The sequence below is a fragment of the Qaidamihabitans albus genome, assembly GCF_016464705.1.
GTDB lineage: Bacteria > Actinomycetota > Actinomycetes > Mycobacteriales > Pseudonocardiaceae > Qaidamihabitans > Qaidamihabitans albus.
The window spans coordinates 87,076-104,225 of record NZ_JAEHOB010000013.1; the positions used below are offsets into that span (position 1 = coordinate 87,076).

General features: G+C 73.0%; 15 protein-coding genes. 2 read left to right on the top strand and 13 right to left on the bottom strand.

Annotated elements, in window-relative coordinates; translation table 11 throughout:
* Positions 1 to 26: 26 nt before the first annotated feature.
* Complete coding sequence (locus tag JAP66_RS22985; protein ID WP_235999307.1) at positions 27 to 860, bottom strand: uroporphyrinogen-III synthase; 834 nt, start codon at positions 858 to 860, stop codon at positions 27 to 29.
* Positions 853 to 1,818: a helix-turn-helix transcriptional regulator gene (locus tag JAP66_RS22990; protein ID WP_199433899.1), complete on the bottom strand. Its 966-nt coding sequence runs from the start codon at positions 1,816 to 1,818 to the stop codon at positions 853 to 855. Before JAP66_RS22990 ends, JAP66_RS22985 begins: the two co-directional genes overlap by 8 nt.
* Before the next feature lie 63 nt (positions 1,819 to 1,881).
* Here JAP66_RS22990 and JAP66_RS22995 point away from each other — a divergent pair, with 63 nt between their 5' ends.
* Positions 1,882 to 2,283 carry a DUF3224 domain-containing protein gene (locus JAP66_RS22995; protein WP_199433900.1) on the top strand — a complete coding sequence of 134 codons (402 nt, stop codon included), beginning with the start codon at positions 1,882 to 1,884 and terminating at the stop codon, positions 2,281 to 2,283.
* 14 nt (positions 2,284 to 2,297) lie between these two features.
* Complete coding sequence (locus JAP66_RS23000; protein WP_199433901.1) at positions 2,298 to 3,431, top strand: DNA glycosylase AlkZ-like family protein; 1,134 nt, start codon at positions 2,298 to 2,300, stop codon at positions 3,429 to 3,431.
* Here the strand turns inward: JAP66_RS23000 and JAP66_RS23005 are convergent.
* From JAP66_RS23005 to JAP66_RS23055, 11 genes are all read right to left on the bottom strand, one after another.
* Positions 3,392 to 4,069 carry a sirohydrochlorin chelatase gene (locus JAP66_RS23005; RefSeq protein WP_199433902.1) on the bottom strand — a complete coding sequence of 226 codons (678 nt, stop codon included), beginning with the start codon at positions 4,067 to 4,069 and terminating at the stop codon, positions 3,392 to 3,394. The two genes, JAP66_RS23000 and JAP66_RS23005, sit on opposite strands and share 40 nt — an antisense overlap.
* Positions 4,066 to 5,181 carry a uroporphyrinogen-III synthase gene (locus tag JAP66_RS23010; RefSeq protein WP_199433903.1) on the bottom strand — a complete coding sequence of 372 codons (1,116 nt, stop codon included), beginning with the start codon at positions 5,179 to 5,181 and terminating at the stop codon, positions 4,066 to 4,068. Before JAP66_RS23010 ends, JAP66_RS23005 begins: the two co-directional genes overlap by 4 nt.
* A complete protein-coding gene (nirD, locus tag JAP66_RS23015; protein WP_199433904.1) occupies positions 5,178 to 5,522 on the bottom strand; it encodes a nitrite reductase small subunit NirD in 345 nt (114 codons plus the stop codon). Before nirD ends, JAP66_RS23010 begins: the two co-directional genes overlap by 4 nt.
* Complete coding sequence (nirB, locus tag JAP66_RS23020; protein ID WP_199433905.1) at positions 5,519 to 8,035, bottom strand: nitrite reductase large subunit NirB; 2,517 nt, start codon at positions 8,033 to 8,035, stop codon at positions 5,519 to 5,521. The genes nirD and nirB overlap by 4 nt, the downstream gene beginning before the upstream one ends.
* A gap of 87 nt (positions 8,036 to 8,122) precedes the next feature.
* Positions 8,123 to 9,514: an MFS transporter gene (locus JAP66_RS23025; RefSeq protein ID WP_199433906.1), complete on the bottom strand. Its 1,392-nt coding sequence runs from the start codon at positions 9,512 to 9,514 to the stop codon at positions 8,123 to 8,125.
* A gap of 94 nt (positions 9,515 to 9,608) precedes the next feature.
* Positions 9,609 to 11,051, bottom strand: a complete 1,443-nt coding sequence (locus JAP66_RS23030; RefSeq protein ID WP_199433907.1) for an FAD-dependent oxidoreductase — start codon at positions 11,049 to 11,051, stop codon at positions 9,609 to 9,611.
* A complete protein-coding gene (locus tag JAP66_RS23035) occupies positions 11,048 to 13,147 on the bottom strand; it encodes a molybdopterin oxidoreductase family protein (protein WP_199434017.1) in 2,100 nt (699 codons plus the stop codon). The genes JAP66_RS23030 and JAP66_RS23035 overlap by 4 nt, the downstream gene beginning before the upstream one ends.
* Positions 13,148 to 13,267: 120 nt before the next feature.
* A complete protein-coding gene (locus tag JAP66_RS23040; RefSeq protein ID WP_199433908.1) occupies positions 13,268 to 13,717 on the bottom strand; it encodes an Rv1443c family protein in 450 nt (149 codons plus the stop codon).
* The gene (locus JAP66_RS23045) at positions 13,714 to 14,511 is read right to left on the bottom strand and encodes a TIGR02569 family protein (RefSeq protein ID WP_199433909.1); all 798 of its coding nucleotides are present in this window, start codon (positions 14,509 to 14,511) and stop codon (positions 13,714 to 13,716) included. Before JAP66_RS23045 ends, JAP66_RS23040 begins: the two co-directional genes overlap by 4 nt.
* Positions 14,512 to 14,666: 155 nt before the next feature.
* Positions 14,667 to 15,845, bottom strand: coding sequence for an adenylyltransferase/sulfurtransferase MoeZ (gene moeZ / locus JAP66_RS23050; protein WP_199433910.1), 1,179 nt, complete (start codon positions 15,843 to 15,845; stop codon positions 14,667 to 14,669).
* Positions 15,846 to 15,947: 102 nt separating this feature from the next.
* Entirely contained in the window at positions 15,948 to 17,087 is a 1,140-nt protein-coding gene (locus tag JAP66_RS23055; protein WP_199433911.1) for a DUF3152 domain-containing protein, read from the bottom strand.
* Between the last annotated feature and the right edge of the window lie 63 nt (positions 17,088 to 17,150).

A 17,150-nucleotide genomic window follows, 5' to 3' on the forward strand; every position in this document is an offset into this window, starting at 1 on the left:
ACGCGAGTTGGAACGCCGGTAGCCACTCACGAGCGGTGCGTGCCCAGCTTGGCCACCAGCAGCTTCACCAGGGCGCCGAGGCGCTGCCGCTCCGGCCGGATCGTCGGCACGCCCAGCTCGGTCAGCGGCGCGGCCGTCACCGGGCCGACGCACGCGCACGTGACCTTCTCCTCCAACACCGCGAGGAGCTCGTCGAGGCAGCCGCGTTCGCGGGCGAGCGTGAGCAGGTTCGCCGTCGCCGGTGCGCTCGTGAACGCCAGCGCCCGCACCTCGCCGCCCAGCACGCCGTCGAGCAAGCGGTACGCGGGCGCGAGATCGGCAGGCCACTGCCACCGGTACGGCTGCACCTCGACCACGGTCGCACCCGCGGCCCGCAGCGCATCCGTGTACTCCGGCAGCGGCGCACCGTGCAGCTGCACGGCGACCCGCTTACCCCGCAGCCCTTCCTCCGCCAGCCGGTCAAACAGCTCGCGGTTCGTCTCGCCCGGTGCCGACCACGTCTCGGCGAGGCCCGGCCCGCGTACCGCGCCCTTCGCCTTGGGGCCGCGCACGAACAGCCGCGCCCGCCCGAGCGAGTCCAGCAGCCTGCCCGCGAGCCGCCATCCCTCGGCGGCCTCGACCCAGCCCCGGAACCCCGCGCCCGTGGTGATCGCCGCGAGATCGACGTCCTCGGCGAGCACCTCCTCGGTGGCGGCGCGCAACCGCTCGTCGTCGGGCAGCGGCACGATCCGCAGCGTCGGCGCGTGCCACACCGTGGCGCCGTGGCGTTCGAGCGCGCCGATGAACTCCTCGGCGCGGCGCTCCGCGGTGATCCCGATGGTGACCCCGTTCAGCCCGTTCAGCCCGTTCAGCTCAGCCATACAGCGCACCCATTCTCGTGACCGCCCCGGCCACCTGCTCCCGTAGCTCGGCAGGCTCCAGCACCTGAAGCTCGGGGCCGAAATGCAGCAGCTCGCCCAGTGCGGGCGCACCCTGCTCCACCGGCAGCTCCACCAGCAACCACCCGTCCTCGTCCGGTTCGTCGGTGGTCTCACGCAGGGCTCGTGCGCCGACCGCACCCAGGTAGAACGGTACGAGGTCACGCCCGAGCGGGGACAGCCGCACCAGCGCGGTCCGCGGGTACAACCGCCGCTCGAACCGTTCCGACCACTCCCGCCAGTACCCGGCGAGGTCGAAGCCCTCGGGGCGCACGAACGGCTCCGCCTGCTCCAGCTCGTCGATGCGGGACACCCGGTAGGTCCGCTCCGTCCCGTCGCAACGCGCCGCCAGGTACCAGGTCCCCGCCTTGAGCACCAGCCCGAGCGGTTCGAGCACGCGTTCCACGGCGCTGTCGTCCCAGCGCCGGTAGCGCACGCGGATCCGCCGCTCCTGCCACACGGCCTCGGCCACCGGCGCCAGCTGCGGCAGGCTCTCGATCCCGCGATGCCAGCCGGGCACGTCGAGGTGGAACCGCTCGGCCACCCGGCCCGCCCGCGTCCGCAACTCCTCGGGCAGCGCCGCGTACAGCTTGAGCTGCGCCGCCGTGAGCACGGTCCCGAGGCCGAGCTCGGCCGCCGCCACCGGCAGCCCGGCCAGCGCGAGCGCCTGCGCCTCCTCCTCGCTCAGCCCGGTCAGCCGCGTGCGGTACCCGGCGACGAGCTGGTAGCCGCCGGTGCGGCCCCGGTCCGCGTACACCGGCACGCCCGCCGCCGAGAGGGCCTCGATGTCCCGGTACACCGTGCGCACCGACACCTCCAGCTCCCCGGCCAGCTCGTCGGCCGTCATCCGGCCCCGGTTCTGCAACAGCAGCAGCACCGAGAGCAACCTGCTCGCTCGCATACGACCGATACTCCCCGGAAAAACTGACAGGAGATGACAGGTTAACCCGGCAGGGTTCAGGTCATGGCAGACAACATCTTCACCATGCGGACCTGGGACGAGAAGGTCGTCGCGGGCCCCGAGGACGGCCCCCGCTACGCCCACGCCCACACGACCTTCGCCTACACCGGCGTCATCGAGGGCACGTCGACCTGCGACTACCTGGTGTACTACGCAAGCGAGGGCTACGAAGGCGACGGCCAGACCTCGCCCGGCTTCGAGCTGATCGAAGGCACCGTCGGCGGCCGCACGGGCAGCTTTCTCGTCCGGCACGACGTAGGTTATGACGCGAACGGCATCCGGGACACCTGGACGGTGATCCCGGGCTCGGCCACCGGCGAGCTGACCGGCCTCACCGGGACCGGCCACATGGCGGGCAACTCGGAGTCGATGCCGTACACGTTCGACTACTCGCTGCCCGAGTGAACCCTGGAGACCCAGTGCTCGACGTCGACCGCAGGCAGGTCCTCGCCTACCGGATCGCGGCCCACGGCCTGCATCGCACGGACAGCGACCCGGCGAGGCTCGCCGTGTTCGACCTCGGGGTGCAGGACGTCACCGCACGGGACACCGCGGCGCTCGCACTGGCCGCCCGCCTGGCGGGCACGGTCACCGCGCGGACGCTGGCGGACGACCCGGGGTTCGTCCTGGCATGGACCCACCGGGGCGCGCCGCACTACCACCGCGCCGCGGAGTTCCCGCGACTCGTCCCGGCACTCTTCCCGTTGCACGACGCCGACGCCGAGGCACGCATGCTGTGGCAGCGCAAGGAGGTCGCGACCGCCGGGATGCCCGCGACCGAGGTGCTGCTGACGGCGGCGCGGGCGATGCGCGAGGTGGTCGGCACGACGATGACGAAGGGCACGGCGAGCACGGCCGTCACCAGGGTGGTGCCCGCCGGGCTCAGCCGCTGGTGCCGGCCGTGCCAGGCCACGCACATCCACGAGCAGCTGATGCGCCTTGCGGCCCCGCTGGCCGGGCTGCGCCTCGAGGCGGGAGTCAGCCCGGCCACCCTCACGCCGCTGGAAGGCAGGCCGCGCGTGCCCACGAAACCGGACATCCCGGCCGCGACCCGCATCGTCGGGCACTACCTGCGCCTGCACGGCCCGGCGAGCGCCGCCGACGCCGCGGGTTTCGTGGGCACCACCCGCAGGACGGTGGCGGAGGACCTCTGGCCGGCGGAGCTGACCGAGGTCCGCGTCGAGGGCAAGCCCGCGTACCTGCCCACCGACCGGGTCGCAGCGCTGGAGCAGCCGCCGGAGCCGGACCTCGTGCGCCTGCTCCCGCCGTGGGACCCGTTCCTGCAGGCCCGCGACCGGGCGTTGCTCGTGCCGGACAAGGCGCACCAGAAGGAGCTGTGGAAGATCATCGGCAACCCCGGCGCCCTCCTCGCCCGCGGCGAGATCGCCGGGGTGTGGCGCACCAGGTCGGCGGGCAGGCGGCTGGAGGTCACCCTCACGCCGTTCCTGCCGCTGCCGAGGGCGGAGCGCGCCGAGGCGGAAGCCGAGGCCGAGCGGGCGGCGGCCGTGCGCGGCTACGCCGAGGCGCGGGTGCGCTGGCAGGACGCGGCGTAGCGGCGCAGCACCAGGTCCACCACGGCAGGATGGGCACCGATCGGCTCGGCCACCAGGTCGGGCGCCGAATCGGCCACCCTGCGCTGGAACAGCCCCGGCGCCAGCAGCCAGGACGCCACCGCCACCCGCGCACCGCCCCGCCTGGCGGCCGCGACAGCCGCCGCGATCGAGGGCTCCGCCGTGGCCGCGTAACCGACCCGCACCGGGGCACGGAGCCTGCGGGCGAGCGCGTCCGCGGCCGTGCGGACGTCGGCGAGGGCACGCGGGTCGCTCGACCCGGCCGCCGCGAGCACCACCGAGTCCCCCGCCCGGTAACCGGCCTGCCGGAGCCGCTCGTGCGCGGCGCCGACGAGCTCCGGCGCGGGACCGAACGGTTCGGTGATCCGCACGTGCCGGTTCCGGCTCGCCGCCACCTGTGCCGGGATGTCGGTGCGCACGTGGTAGCCCGCGGCGAGGAACGCGGGTACCACCACCGCCGGTGCCGCCACCGCGCCGAGGACGGTGGTCACGCCGGGCGCGCGGACGTCGGCGTAGGCGACGGCCACGTCGGCACCCCGCGCGCGCACCCGCGCCGCGAGATTCTCGATCACGCGCGGACCGGCCGGGTCGCGCGTACCGTGTGCGACGAGGACGATCACCGGTCCTCCCCCGGCACGGTCGCCAGCCGGTAGCCACGTTTGACCACGGTCTGGACCAGCCTGCTCTCCCCCAGCGACGCCCGCAGCCTGCCGATCGCGGTCTCCACCGCGTGCTCCTCGCCGCCGCCGGGCAGCGCCGCGGTCAGCTCCCTGCGGGACACCACGCGGCCGGGATGCTCCGCGAGCGCCCGCAGCACCGCCATCGGCGCGGGCGCCACATCACGCAGCTCACCGTCCACAATGGCCACCTGACCGCGTAGCTCGATCTCCCGCCCCGCCGCGCAAAGCCGTGGCGAGCGCTCGATCAGCACCTCGGCGAGCGTCCTGGCGAGCGCCCCGATCCGAGCGCGCCGCGGCTGGACCGTGGGAATGCCCAGCGCGGCGAGCGGCCCGGCCGTGATCGGCCCGACGCAGGCCACCACTACCCTGGCGGTGAGCGCGTCGACGAGCGCGGCGTGCCTGCCGGTGCGCCTGGCCATCGCGAGCATGCTCGCCGCGGCCGGTGCGCTGGTGAACGGCATCGCGTCGATCGAGCCGTCGAGCACGGCGTCGATGAGCCGGTCGAGCGGGCCGGGGTCGGCCGGGCCGACCCAGCGGTACACCGGGATCTCCACCACGTCGGCGCCCGCCGCGCGCAGGGTGTCGGCGAAGTACGGCAGCGGCTCACCGTGCAGCTGCACCGCGATCCGCTGCCCGGCCACCCCGGCGTCGAGCAGGTGCCGCAGCAGCTCCGCGTTGCTCTCCGAGGCGGGCGAGTACACCTCCGACAGCCCGGACGCGCGGACCGCACCCTTCGCCTTCGGTCCGCGGGTGAGCACGTCGACGTGCGCCAGCCGGTCGAGCAGCCGCTCGCCGAGACCCCAGCCCTCCGCCGCCTCGACCCAGCCACGGAAGCCGATGCCGGTGGTCGCCACCACGGCGTCGACCGGCTCGTCGAGCAGCAGCCGGGTCGCGGCGCGCAGCTCCGTGTCGTCGGTCACCGGCACGATCCGGATGGCCGGGCCGTACCGCACGGTGGCGCCCTTGCGGACCAGCAGCGCGCCCAGCTCGTCGGCCCGCCGCGCGGCGGTGATGCCGACGGCGAACCCGGCGAGCGGCGGCAGGTCCGTCATGGCGAGCCGACGTGGACGACGCCACCGGCGATCCGGACCGGGTAAGTCCGCACGCGCACGTTCTCGTCGTCGAGGCAGGCACCCGTGCTCAGCTCGAACCGCTGCTTGTAGACCGGTGACGCGACCACCGCGACGCCGTCGGCGTCACCGACGATGCCCCGGGACAGCACGGCGGCCCCGCTGAACGGATCCATGTTGGACAGCCCGTGGAACTCGTCGCTCTCCGTACGGAAGATCGCCACCTGCTCGCCGTTGTCCAGCAGCGCGGCGACGCCGTCCCCCCGGGGCACCGACTCCACCGGGCACACGGCCACCCACGTCCGCTGCGCCATCGCGGTCACCTGCCCACCACCTCCGGTACCGGGAGCAGGACCGGAACCGGCTGCTCCCGCTCGGTGCGGAAGGAGATCGTCGGGTCGGGCACGCCCGGCGCGTTCACGAACGACGTGAACCGCGCCAGCTTCTCGGGGTCCTCCAGCACACCCTTCCACTCGTCCGCGTACTCCTCGACATGCCTGGCCATCGCGGCCTCCAGCTCGGCACAGATGCCGAGGCTGTCCTCGACGATCACCTCACGAAGGTGGCCGAGCCCGCCGTCCAGCTCCTCGATCCACGGCGCGGTCCGTTGCAGCCGGTCGGCCGTGCGCACGTAGAACATCAGGAACCGGTCGATGATCCGGATCAGCGTCTCGGTGTCCACATCGGACACGAGCAGGTCCGCGTGCCGGGGCATGGTGCCGCCGTTGCCGCCGACGTAGAGGTTCCAGCCGTTGTCGGTGGCGATCACGCCGAAGTCCTTGCCGCGGGCCTCGGCGCACTCCCGCGCGCAGCCCGACACCGCCGACTTGAGCTTGTGCGGCGAGCGCAGCCCCCGGTAGCGCAGCTCCAGCTCGATCGCGAGCCCGACGCTGTCCTGCACGCCGTAGCGGCACCACGTGCTGCCCACGCACGACTTGACCGTGCGCAGCGCCTTGCCGTAGGCGTGCCCGGACTCGAAACCGGCGTCCACCAGCCGCCGCCAGATGCGCGGCAGCTGTTCCACGGTCGCGCCGAAGAGGTCGATCCGCTGGCCGCCGGTGATCTTGGCGTAGAGGCCGAACTCCCTGGCCACCTCACCGATCACGATCAGCTTGTCCGGCGTGATCTCGCCGCCGGGAATCCGGGGCACCACCGAGTAGGTGCCGTTGCGCTGCAGGTTGGCCAGATAGTGGTCGTTGGTGTCCTGCAACGCCGCCTGCTCGCCGTTGAGGATGTGCCCGTTGCCCAGCGTGGCGAGGATCGAGGCCACGGCGGGCTTGCAGATCGCGCAGCCGCTGCCCTTGCCGTGCCTGGCGATCAGCTCGCTGAACGTGCTGATCCGGGTGGCCCGAACGATCTCGAACAGCTCCGCGCGGGAGACCGTGAAGTGCTCGCACAGCGCCTTCGACTGCTCCACACCGCACGCCGAGAGCAGCCTGCCGAGCATGGGCACGCACGAACCGCACGAGGTGCCCGCCCTCGTGCACGCCTTGACGGCGGGCACGCTGTCGCAGCCCTCGTCGGTGATCGCCCACGTGATCGCGCCCTTGGTGACCGCGTTGCACGAGCAGATCTGCGCCTCTTCGGGCAGTGCCTCGATGCCCACCGCGCCGCCGCCGCCCGCGGGTGCCAGGATCGTCGCGGGATCGGCCGGCAGCGGGTTGCCCACGAGCGGGCGGAGCAGGTTGTAGTCGCCCGCGTCGCCGACGAGCACGCCGCCGAGCAGCGTGGCCGAGTCGTCGGAGACGACCAGCTTCTTGTAGGAGCCGTTGACGGCGTCGTTGAACACGACCTCGAGCGCGCCCTCGGTCGCGGCGTGCGCGTCGCCGAAGCTGGCCACGTCCACGCCCATCAGCTTGAGCTTGGTGGAGGTGTCGGCGCCCGGGAACGTCGCGTCGCGGCCGAGCAGCCGCGCCGCCGCGACCTCCGCCATCGTGTAGCCGGGCGCGACCAGGCCGTATACCCGGCCCTCGATGGCGGCGCACTCGCCGATCGCGTAGACGTGCGGATCGCTCGTCCGGCACGAGCTGTCCACCAGCACGCCACCGCGTTCGGCGACCTCCAGCCCGCACTGCCGCGCCAGGTCGTCGCGGGGCCGCACGCCTGCGGAGAACACCACCAGGTCCACGTCGAGCTCGGTGCCGTTGCCGAGCTTCGCGCACAGCTTGCCCCGGTCGGCCTCGATCGCGTCGGTCGACGTGCCGGTGTGCACGGTGACGCCGAGCGCGGTGACGAGCCTGCGCAGGAGGGCGCCGCCGCCCTCGTCGACCTGCAACGGCATCAGCCGCGGCGCCATCTCCACCACGTGCGGCGACAGTCCCATGTCCCGCAGTGCCTTCGCCGCCTCCAGGCCGAGCAGGCCGCCGCCGACGACGGCGGCCGCCGGGCGGCCCCGGCCGCCACGCGCCCGTTCCACCGCGGCGTGGATGGCGTCGAGGTCCTCGATCGTGCGGTAAACGAAGCAGCCGGGCAGGTCGTGGCCCGGTACCGGCGGCACGAACGGGCGTGAGCCGGTGGCCAGTACCAGTGCGTCGTAGCGCTCGCTGTGCCCGCCGGCGGTGACCACCCGCCTGGCCTCCCGGTCGACCCCGGTCACCGGGTCGCCGAGTCGCAGCTCAACCGCCTCGTCGCCGGAGTAGTCCGCACCGGGCAGTGCGAGCGCACCGGCGTCCCAGCCGTCCACATAGGACGTCAGGCCGACCCGGTCGTAGGCGGGCCGCCGTTCCTCCCCGAACACGACGATCCGCCAGGTCCCCTCGGCGTCCTCGGAACGGATCGCCTCCACCAGGCGGTGCGCGACCATGCCGTGGCCGGCGACCACCAGCGTTCGACTCATCAGCAAACCTCCGTTGAACTGCCCTCATGCTCGCCAGAGCGCGTGTCGGGCCCGATTCCGCCGCGTTGCGACGGCGTTACCAAGGACTCACACCTGGGCGTAGGCCAGGCTCGGCGCACGCTCCGCCGCGAAGGCGGTGCGCAGGTAGAACCACCAGGTGGTGGCCCCGCAGACGACGAAGAAGCCGAGGATGGCGACCAGGGCAGGAGTGAGGGTGCCGCCGCCTTCGAGGGAGAACTTGAACACCAGGTTGATCAGCACGCCGCCGAACGCGCCGACCGCGCCCACGACGCCGACGACCGCGCCGGCCTGCCGCTTGGCCGCCTTGAGCGCGGCGTCCAGGCCGTCCCGGTTCGCGGCTTCCCGGGTCTCGGCCTGCCCGGTCCCGGCCACGCGCCTGCGCGCCTCGGCGGCGAAGATCGTCGGAATCATCCGGTATGTCGAGCCGTTGCCGACGCCGGTCAGCACGAACAGGAAGATGAAGGCGCCGAAGAACAGGGCGAAGCTGTTCGTCTCGACGCTGACGATCACCCCGAGCACACCGAGCGCGAGGCCGGCGAAGTTCCAGAGGGTGATGCGCGCGCCACCCAGCTTGTCCGCCAGCAGCCCGCCGAGCGGCCGGGAGAGCGAGCCGATCAGCGCGCCGAGGAACGCGAGCCCGACGAAGCTCTCGAAGTCCACGAAACTGATCTTGATCAGCGACGGGAACGCGAAGGAGAAGCCGATGAAGGAACCGAAAGTGCCGATGTAGAGGAACGCCATCACCCACGTGTGCTTGCTGCGCATGGCCAGCCGGTAGGACGTGCCGTCGGGCCTGGCCGAGGTGAGGCTGTCCATGAAGAACCACGAGCACGCGGCCGAGACGACGATCACCGGCATCCACATGAGCGCCGCGTAGGCCAGGTGGATTCCCGTGCCGATGCTGATCGCGATCGGCACGAACAGTTGCGTCACGGCGACGCCGATGTTGCCGCCGGCCGCGTTCAGCCCGAGCGCGAGGCCCTTCCTGCCTTCGGGGAAGAAGAACGAGATGTTGGTCATCGACGAGGAGAAGTTGCCTCCGCCGAAGCCCATCGCGGCGGCGGTGAGCAGGAAGAACCAGTACGGGGCGCCGGTACCGACCGCGATCAGCAGCAGCACGCACGGCACCAGCAGCAGCGACGCGCTGATCGTGGTCCACGCGCGGCCGCCGAACCTCGGGATCGCGAACGTGTACGGCACCCGCAGGGCCGCACCGACCAGGTTGGGCAGGATCAGCAGCCAGAACGTCTGGCCCACGCTGAAGTCGAACCCGATGTCACCGAGGAAGGTGACGACGATGCTCATCAGGATCCACACGTTGAAGCCGAGGTGCTCGGCGAGGATCGAGAAGCCGAGGTTGCGCCACGCGATCCGCTTCCCGGTGCGCTCCCAGAAGCCGGGGTCCTCGGGTTCCCATTCGTCGATCCAGCGGCCACGGCGTCCGGCGCCAACGGTCATGTCGGTCTCCTTCTCGCAGGTCAAGCCTCGCGAGCGGGAACCGAGCCAGAACTCGGTCTCACGCTTACGAGCGGTGGGCGGGTGGTGAGGGTGGTCAGGCGGTGCTGGCGAGCCAGTCGGCGATGCCGCGCACGGCGCCGGCGCAGCTGCCGCATCCGGTGCTCGCCCTGGTGGCGGTCGCGAGCTCGCCCGCGGTGCTCGCTCCGGCGCGCCACGCCTCGACGAGCCGGCCCTTGCTGACCGTGTTGCAGCGGCACACCACCGCGGTGGCGGGCAGGTCGGCGGGGCTGGCCGCCGACGGCGTGGCGGCGGGCAGGGAACGCCCGAGCAGCAGGGCCAGCCGGTCGCCGGGCACCGGCACGCCACGGTCGTAGAGCTGGATGATGGTGGCCGCCGCGTCCGGCACGCCGAGCACGATCGCACCGGCCACCCGGTCGTCGCGGACCACGAGCTTCGCGTAGCGGCCGCGCGCGGAGTCGTCGAGGCACAGCACCTCGGCGCCGTCGTCGTCCACACCGGTCTGCGTGTCGCCGACGGCGGCGAGGTCGACACCGCGGGCCTTGAGCCGGGTGACCACCGCCGTGCCGTGGTAGCGAGCCGCCGTGTCCGTTCCGGTGAGCAGGTCGGCGAGCACCGCGGCCTGTTCCCACGCGGGCTGGACCAGCCCGGCGACGGTGCCGGGATGCTGGGCGCAGTCGCCGATCGCGTGCACCCGCCCGTCACTGGTGCGCAGCGCGTCGTCGACCAGCACTCCCCGGTCCACGGTGATGCCGGCGGCGGCGGCCAGCGACGTCTCCGCGCGCACGCCCGCCGACACGACCACGAGGTCGGCCTGCACGTGGCTGCCGTCGTCGAGCTTGAGACCGTCGCCGGGCACGTACCTGGCGGCGGCCGTGCCGAGCCGGAAGTCGATGCCAAGGCCGGTGAGGGTGCGGGCGAGGACACGCCCCGCGCCGGGGTCGAGCTGGCGCTCCATCACGTGGGTCATCGGGTGCACGACGGTCACCAGGTTGCCCCGCCCGGCGAGGCCGCGGGCCGCCTCCAGCCCCAGCAGGCCACCGCCGAGCACCGCCACCGGCGCGCCTGCCCGTGCGGCACCGAGAATCCGCTCGCAGTCGTCGAGCGTCCGGAACGCGACGGCACCCTCCGCGAGCACCCCGTCGGCGCTGAGTCCCTCGACCGGCGGCAGCCAGGGCCTGCTCCCGGTGGCCAGCACGAGCGCGTCGTAGTCCACGCCCGAGCCGTCCGCCAGCTCGACCCGCCGCGCCGCCCGGTCGATCCGGGCGGCGGGGACCCCGAGGCACAGCTCGACGCCGTGCCTTCCGGCCCAGGCCGCGTCCTGCAGCCGGACGGCGTCGGCGCGCATCGAGCCGGCGAGCACCGAGGAGAGCAGCACCCGGTTGTAGGCGTGGTGCGATTCCTCGCCGATCACGGTGAGCCTCACCCTGGCGCCGTCCGGGTCCCGGTGGCGGATCTCCTCGGCCAGCCGGGCACCCGCCATGCCGTAGCCGAGCACGACCACGTGGCGTGTGCTCATTCCGCACCGTCCTCCTTGCTCAGGCGCACCGCGCAGACCTTGAACTCGGGCATCCGGCTCACCGGGTCGAGCGCGGGGTTGGTGAGCAGGTTCGCCCGCGCCTCGCCGGGGAAGTGGAAGGGCAGGAACACCACGTCCCGGCGCATCGAGCCGACCCGGCGCACCCGTGCGGTGACCGCGCCCCGCCGGGAGCTGACCAGAGCCAGGCCCCCTTCGGCGAGCCCGGCCCGCTCCGCGGTGTCCGGGTGCACCTCGACGAACACCTCCGGCACGGTGTCGTTCAGCTCGTCCACCAGCCGGGTCTGCGCGCCGGACTGGTAGTGCTGGAGGACGCGCCCGGTCGTGGCGTGCAGGGGATACCGCTCGTCCGGCGGCTCGGCGGGACCGGTGTGCCGCACCGGGACGAACCGCGCCCTTCCGCCCGGGTGGGCGAAGCCGTCGAGGAACAGCCGCGGCGTACCGGGGTGCGCCTCGCCCGGAACCGGCCAGTACAGCGCCTCCCCGGCACGCAGCCGGTCGTAGCTGACGCCGGAGTAGTCGGCGGGCCCGCCGGCCGAGGCGGCCCGCAGCTCGGTGAACACGGTCTCCGCGTCGGCCGGGAACCTGCCCTCCGGCTGGCCGAGCCTGCGCGCCAGGCCCGCGAGCACCGCCAGGTCGGTGCGCACGCCCACCGGCGGGTCCAGTGCCTTGCGGCGCAGCAGGACGCGACCTTCGAGATTGGTCATCGTGCCGTCCTCCTCGGCCCACTGGGTGACCGGCAGCACGACGTCGGCGAGCGCGGAGGTCTCGGAAAGCACGAGGTCGGCGGTCACCACGAAGTCCAGTGCGGACAGCCGCTCGGTGACGTGCGCGGAGCGCGGTGCGGACACCACGACGTTGCTGCCGAACACCAGCAGCGCGCGCGGGCCGTGTTCGGTGCCGAGGACGTCGAGCAGCTCGTAGGCCGACCGGCCGGGACCGGGCAGCGAATCGGCCCGCACGCCCCAGACGCCCGCGACGTGCTCCCGCGCGGCGGGGTCGTCGATCTTCCGGTAGCCGGGCAGCTGGTCGGCCTTCTGCCCGTGTTCCCGGCCGCCCTGGCCGTTGCCCTGCCCGGTGAGGCAGCCGAACCCGGAGCCGCGCGTACCGGGCAGGCCGAGCGCGAGCGCCAGGTTGATCCACGCGCTGACCGTGTCCGTGCCGGTGGCGTGCTGCTCGGTGCCGCGCGCGGTGAGCACGTAGGCGTTGCGGGCCCCGGCCAGCAGTTCGGCGGCCCGGCGCTGGTCGGCGGCGGCCACCCCGGTGATCCGCTCGACCTGCTCCGGCCAGTACGCCGCGGCGATCCGCCACGCCGCCTCGAAACCGGTGGTCCGTTCGTCCGCATAGGACTGTCGCATGTGACCGTCGGCGACCGCGGCGTGCAGGATGCCGAGCGCCAACGCGAGGTCGGTGCCCGGTGCGGGGGCCAGGTGCAGGTTCGCCTGCTCGGCGGTGGGCGTGCGCCGTGGGTCGACGACGATCAGCCCGCCCTTGGCGCCCGCGCCGCGCAGATGCTGGAGAAACGGGGGCATGGTCTCCGCGGGGTTCGCACCGGCGAGCAGCACGGCGTCGGCCCCCGCGAGGTCGGTCAGCGGGAACGGCAGCCCGCGGTCGACACCGAACGCCCTGACCCCCGCCGCGGCGGCCGAGGACATGCAGAACCGCCCGTTGTAGTCGATCTGCGACGTGCCCAGCGCCACCCGGGCGAACTTGCCGAGCAGGTAGGACTTCTCGTTGGTGAGGCCCCCACCGCCGAACACCGCGACGGCGTCCGGCCCGTGCTCGGCCCTGATCTCCAGCAGCCGACTCGCCACCAGGTCCAGCGCCGCCTCCCAGCTCGCGGGGCGGAGCTCACCGGCGACCCGGACCAGCGGTGTGGTGAGCCGCGCGGGCGAGGTCAGCAACGCGGGCGCCGTCCAGCCCTTCTGGCACAGGCCGCCCGCGTTGGCGGGGAAGTCGCGCGGTGCCACCTCGGTTCCCGCGCCGCGGCTCAGTGTCATGCCGCACTGGAGCGCGCAGTAGGGGCAGTGGGTGTCGACCGTCCGCCTGGTCGGCCGGGGGCTCTCTGCCGTGCGGATCAACGGGCACCTCCTGCTCGTCGGCGGTTCCCGACGTTAGGCAGCCCGTGTTACTCACGAATGGCGTGATGTTTCAGGCATGCGACATTGCCCGCCCCTCGCGGGCGGCGCCCGGTGAGGTCACGCCCGGCCGAACCGGGCGGCCAGCCGCGCGTGCCGGTGGCGGAACAGCTGCGGAACCGCCCAGCGCAGCAGGGGGCCCGCGAGCCGGTGGCGGGGCCGGAAGCTCACCCTGTCGGTCAGGCGGCACCCCTCGGCCGTCCGCTCGACGGTGCGTTCGTGCTCCCACTCCGCGGCGGCGAGCATGCTGGACCGCTCGAGAAACCGGTGCGGCGGCTCGAACTCGGCGATGCCGACATCGTCGTACTCGACCGGTAGGACACCGAAGAGCAGCAGCAGACTGCGGCCCGGCGCAGTGGGCGATCCGGCGCCGAGGCCGGCACGGTCGCGCAGCCCGGGCGGCACGGTCATCCGGAGCACCGGACGCAGTTCGTCGTTGATCCCGGCGAAGCTCGTCACGTGCGCCCAGACGTCCCCTGGCGCGGCGGCGAGGTCGGTGCTGATCCTCACAGCAGCTCGCTGACCTCGCTCGCGGCGGCGCGCAGCCCGTCCAGCGCGGACGCGGTGGAGCGCGGGTGCAGGGCGTGGAACGCGAGGCGGAACAGCACGGCGCGCAGCAGCAGCTGCGACCACTCCGGCAGGTGCGCCCACCGGCGCAGCAACTCCGGCTCGGCGTCGCCCCACGCCAGCGCGTCGACGGCCGCCACCGCGGCGCCGTACTCGGCCGGGCGGAGCAGCGGGGCGAAGTCGACGATCCCCGGCGGGGCCTCACCGTCGAAGAGGATGTTGCCGAACAGCTCGCCGTGCACGAGTTGCCGGGGCAGCCGGACCGGTCTCCGGGCGGGGGCGAGGATCTCGAACCAGCGACCGCCCTTGGTCTCGTCGATCTCCGCGTCGCGCTCCTCCCACGCGATGCCGTCGGCGATCGCGGCGATGTCGCCGGGGGCGGGGCGGTGGTCGGGCGCGGGCAGGCTCGCGGTGGCCTGATGCAGCTTGATGGCGGTGAGCACGGCCTCGTCGTGGCGGTGCTCGGGAGTTCCGGACACATAGCGGTTCGCGCGCCAGCCGGCGATCAGGGAGCGACCGTCGGTGGCGCGCACGGGTCTCGCTATGCGCAGGTCGGGCACGTCGAGCGCGGCGAGGGTGCGGGCGAGCCAGACCGCGTGCGCCTTGTCCGCGGCCGGCTGCAGCACGATGCCGCCGCACCGCCAGGCGGTGCCGCCGGGCAGCGGCTCGGCGGCGTTCGCGTCGACCCCGAACGCCGCGCAGACGTGCGCGGGCGGGCGTGCACCGGAAGGAGCCACATCGAGGGACGCTACCGCGCACGCGCACCGCCATGGAGCAGGCTCACCGCCGGTGGCGCGAGCAGATCCACCGAGGGCCCGAGCGAGGGAGCCTTGCTCTCGTCTCGCGGTGGCAAGGCTCCCTCGCTCGCCCGCCGGGTGGTGGCAGCGGCGGGTCAGTAGGTCGGCAGGCTCTCGTCGATCTGCCTGGCCCACGCGAGCACGCCGCCACCGAGGTGGCTGGCGTCGCGGAAACCGGCCTTGTGCAGCGCGGCCAGCGCCTCGGCCGAGCGGGCACCCGACTTGCAGTGCAGCACGATCGGCTTGTCCTGCGGCAGTTCGGCCAGCGCCTCGCCGGAGAGGATCCGGTCCTTCGGGATCAGCTTGGCGCCCTTGATGTTCACGATCTCGTACTCGTGCGGCTCGCGGACGTCGATGAGCTGGAAGTTCTCCCCGGCGTCGAACTTCGCCTTGAGTTCCTGCGGCGTGATCGTGTGCCCGGAGGCGGCCTCCTGCGCCTCGTCGCTCACCACACCGCAGAACGCCTCGTAGTCGATCAGCTCGGTGATCTTCGGCGTCTCCGGGTCCTTGCGGATCTTCACCTCGCGGTAGCGCATCTCCAGCGCGTCGTAGCTGATCAGCCTGCCGAGCAGCGGCTCACCGATGCCGGTGATGAGCTTGATCGCCTCGTTCACCATGATCGAGCCGATCGACGCGCACAGCACGCCGAGCACGCCACCCTCGGCGCACGAGGGGACCATCCCGGGTGGCGGCGGCTCGGGGTAGAGGTCGCGGTAGTTGAGGCCCCGGCCGTCGGGCGCGTCCTCCCAGAACACGCTGACCTGGCCCTCGAACCGGAAGATCGAGCCCCACACGTAGGGCTTGCCGAGCAGCACCGCGGCGTCGTTGACCAGGTACCTGGTGGCGAAGTTGTCGGTGCCGTCCAGGATCAGGTCGTAGTCGCGGAAGATGTCGAGCGCGTTGTCGCTCGTCAGCTGCTCCTGGTGCAGCCGCACCTCGACGAACGGGTTGGTCTCGGCGACCGACTCCTTGGCCGAGACGGCCTTGGGCTTGTCGATGTCGGACTGGCCGTGGATGACCTGGCGCTGCAGGTTCGACTCGTCGACGACGTCGAAGTCGACGATGCCGAGCGTGCCGACCCCGGCCGCGGCCAGGTACAGCAGCGCGGGGCTGCCCAGTCCGCCCGCGCCGATGACCAGCACCTTTGCGTTCTTCAGCCGTTTCTGCCCGTCCATCCCGACATCCGGGATGATGAGGTGCCGGCTGTACCTGGCGACCTCGTCCTTGCTGAGCTCGGCGGCCGGCTCGACAAGCGGCGGCAGCGTACCTGGCATCGGGTCCTCCATCTCGCGCGGATCGCGGTCCACTCATCTATAACCGGCCGGGGCGCTCCGGTCTTCCCCGCGTCCACATGGTGGAACGCGAGCTGGGAACCGTCAGCCGCGCTCGGCCTGCGGGTTCGGCCAGGCGTTCGGCTTGCACACCTTGCCGTCGGCGGGCACGGAGCCCTGATCGCCGCCCGGCGTGTTGTTGAGCTTGGCGACGTAGTCGTTGGCCACGCCGAACGTCTGCTGCATCATCACCGGCGCCAGGCCGCCGTCCTCGGCGCACGGCTTGTGCCCGAGGCTGAGCGCGTGCCCGACCTCGTGGTTGATGGCGTACTGGCGGTAGCTGGTCATGTCGAAGTTGAACGCGAGCGCGCCGCGTACCCAGCGCGCGAGGTTGATGACGACCCGGCTCTCCCCCTGGAAGTTCTGCCGGTAACAGGAGGACTCGTAGGGGATCGACCCGCCGCACAGGTCCGGCCGGTGAGTGGTCTCCGGCGTGGTCAGGCTCACGCGGAAGTCCGGTGCGGGATCGCTCGCGTCGACCCGCCGCAACGCCACGTCGCCGGTGCCGGTCCAGCTCCGCGGGTCGGACAGCGTGCCCTCGACCGCCTGCGCGAAGCTGTCGTCCCCGGCATAGCTCGCCGGGTCGATGCCGTCCTCCACCTCGACGGTGTAGGTGTAGACCTCGCCGGCGTCACCGACCTGCTCGCCGCCACCGGGAACGACGTGCCACGTGCCCTCCCCGGCCTTGGTGAAGTCACCACCGTCCGGCAGCTCCGCAGTGGGGATGTCCAGTTCGACCGGGTCGGCGGGGTTCTCGCTGACGACCGGGTCCTGCGTCGCGCTCGCCACACCGGCGGCATTGGGCGCCGAGGTGCCGTCGGCGCCGTCGGCAAGCCGGTCCCCGGAATCCCGGGTGGTGTCGAACACCACCAGCGCGGTCAGCACCACGAGGATCGGCACGGCGTACGCGCGCCAGCCGTAGGTCGCGGTGATCCGGCGCAGTCCCGAGCGCGGCTTGCGCTCGCGCCGCTCGTCCTCGTCCGGTTCCGTGGTGGGCTGCCACGACGCGCGCAGTGGCTCCGCAGGCGTCCGCCTGCCACCGCGCTCGTACCGCTCGTCCTGGAGCCGCGACCGGGCGGACCCGGAACGATCGGCTCCGTGGCGCTCCCGGGAGTACGGCGACCGCGGCGGCGGGTACTGGGCCCGCCGACCATCGCCTCGCGCTCCGTGAGTCACCCTCTCCACGGCCCCAAGGGTGCCACACGCGGACGGCAGAGCACCCTCCGACGGCAGCCCACCGGCCGTTCG

What these genes read in the sequence shown, in the direction of transcription:
- JAP66_RS22985 (WP_235999307.1), bottom strand. Translation starts at nt 860, where the DNA reads ATGGCTGAGCTGAACGGGCTGAACGGGCTGAACGGGGTCACCATCGGG.
- JAP66_RS22990 (WP_199433899.1), bottom strand. Translation starts at nt 1,818, where the DNA reads ATGCGAGCGAGCAGGTTGCTCTCGGTGCTGCTGCTGTTGCAGAACCGG.
- JAP66_RS22995 (WP_199433900.1), top strand. Translation starts at nt 1,882, where the DNA reads ATGGCAGACAACATCTTCACCATGCGGACCTGGGACGAGAAGGTCGTC.
- JAP66_RS23010 (WP_199433903.1), bottom strand. Translation starts at nt 5,181, where the DNA reads ATGACGGACCTGCCGCCGCTCGCCGGGTTCGCCGTCGGCATCACCGCC.
- nirB (WP_199433905.1), bottom strand. Translation starts at nt 8,035, where the DNA reads ATGAGTCGAACGCTGGTGGTCGCCGGCCACGGCATGGTCGCGCACCGC.
- JAP66_RS23025 (WP_199433906.1), bottom strand. Translation starts at nt 9,514, where the DNA reads ATGACCGTTGGCGCCGGACGCCGTGGCCGCTGGATCGACGAATGGGAA.
- JAP66_RS23030 (WP_199433907.1), bottom strand. Translation starts at nt 11,051, where the DNA reads ATGAGCACACGCCACGTGGTCGTGCTCGGCTACGGCATGGCGGGTGCC.
- moeZ (WP_199433910.1), bottom strand. Translation starts at nt 15,845, where the DNA reads ATGCCAGGTACGCTGCCGCCGCTTGTCGAGCCGGCCGCCGAGCTCAGC.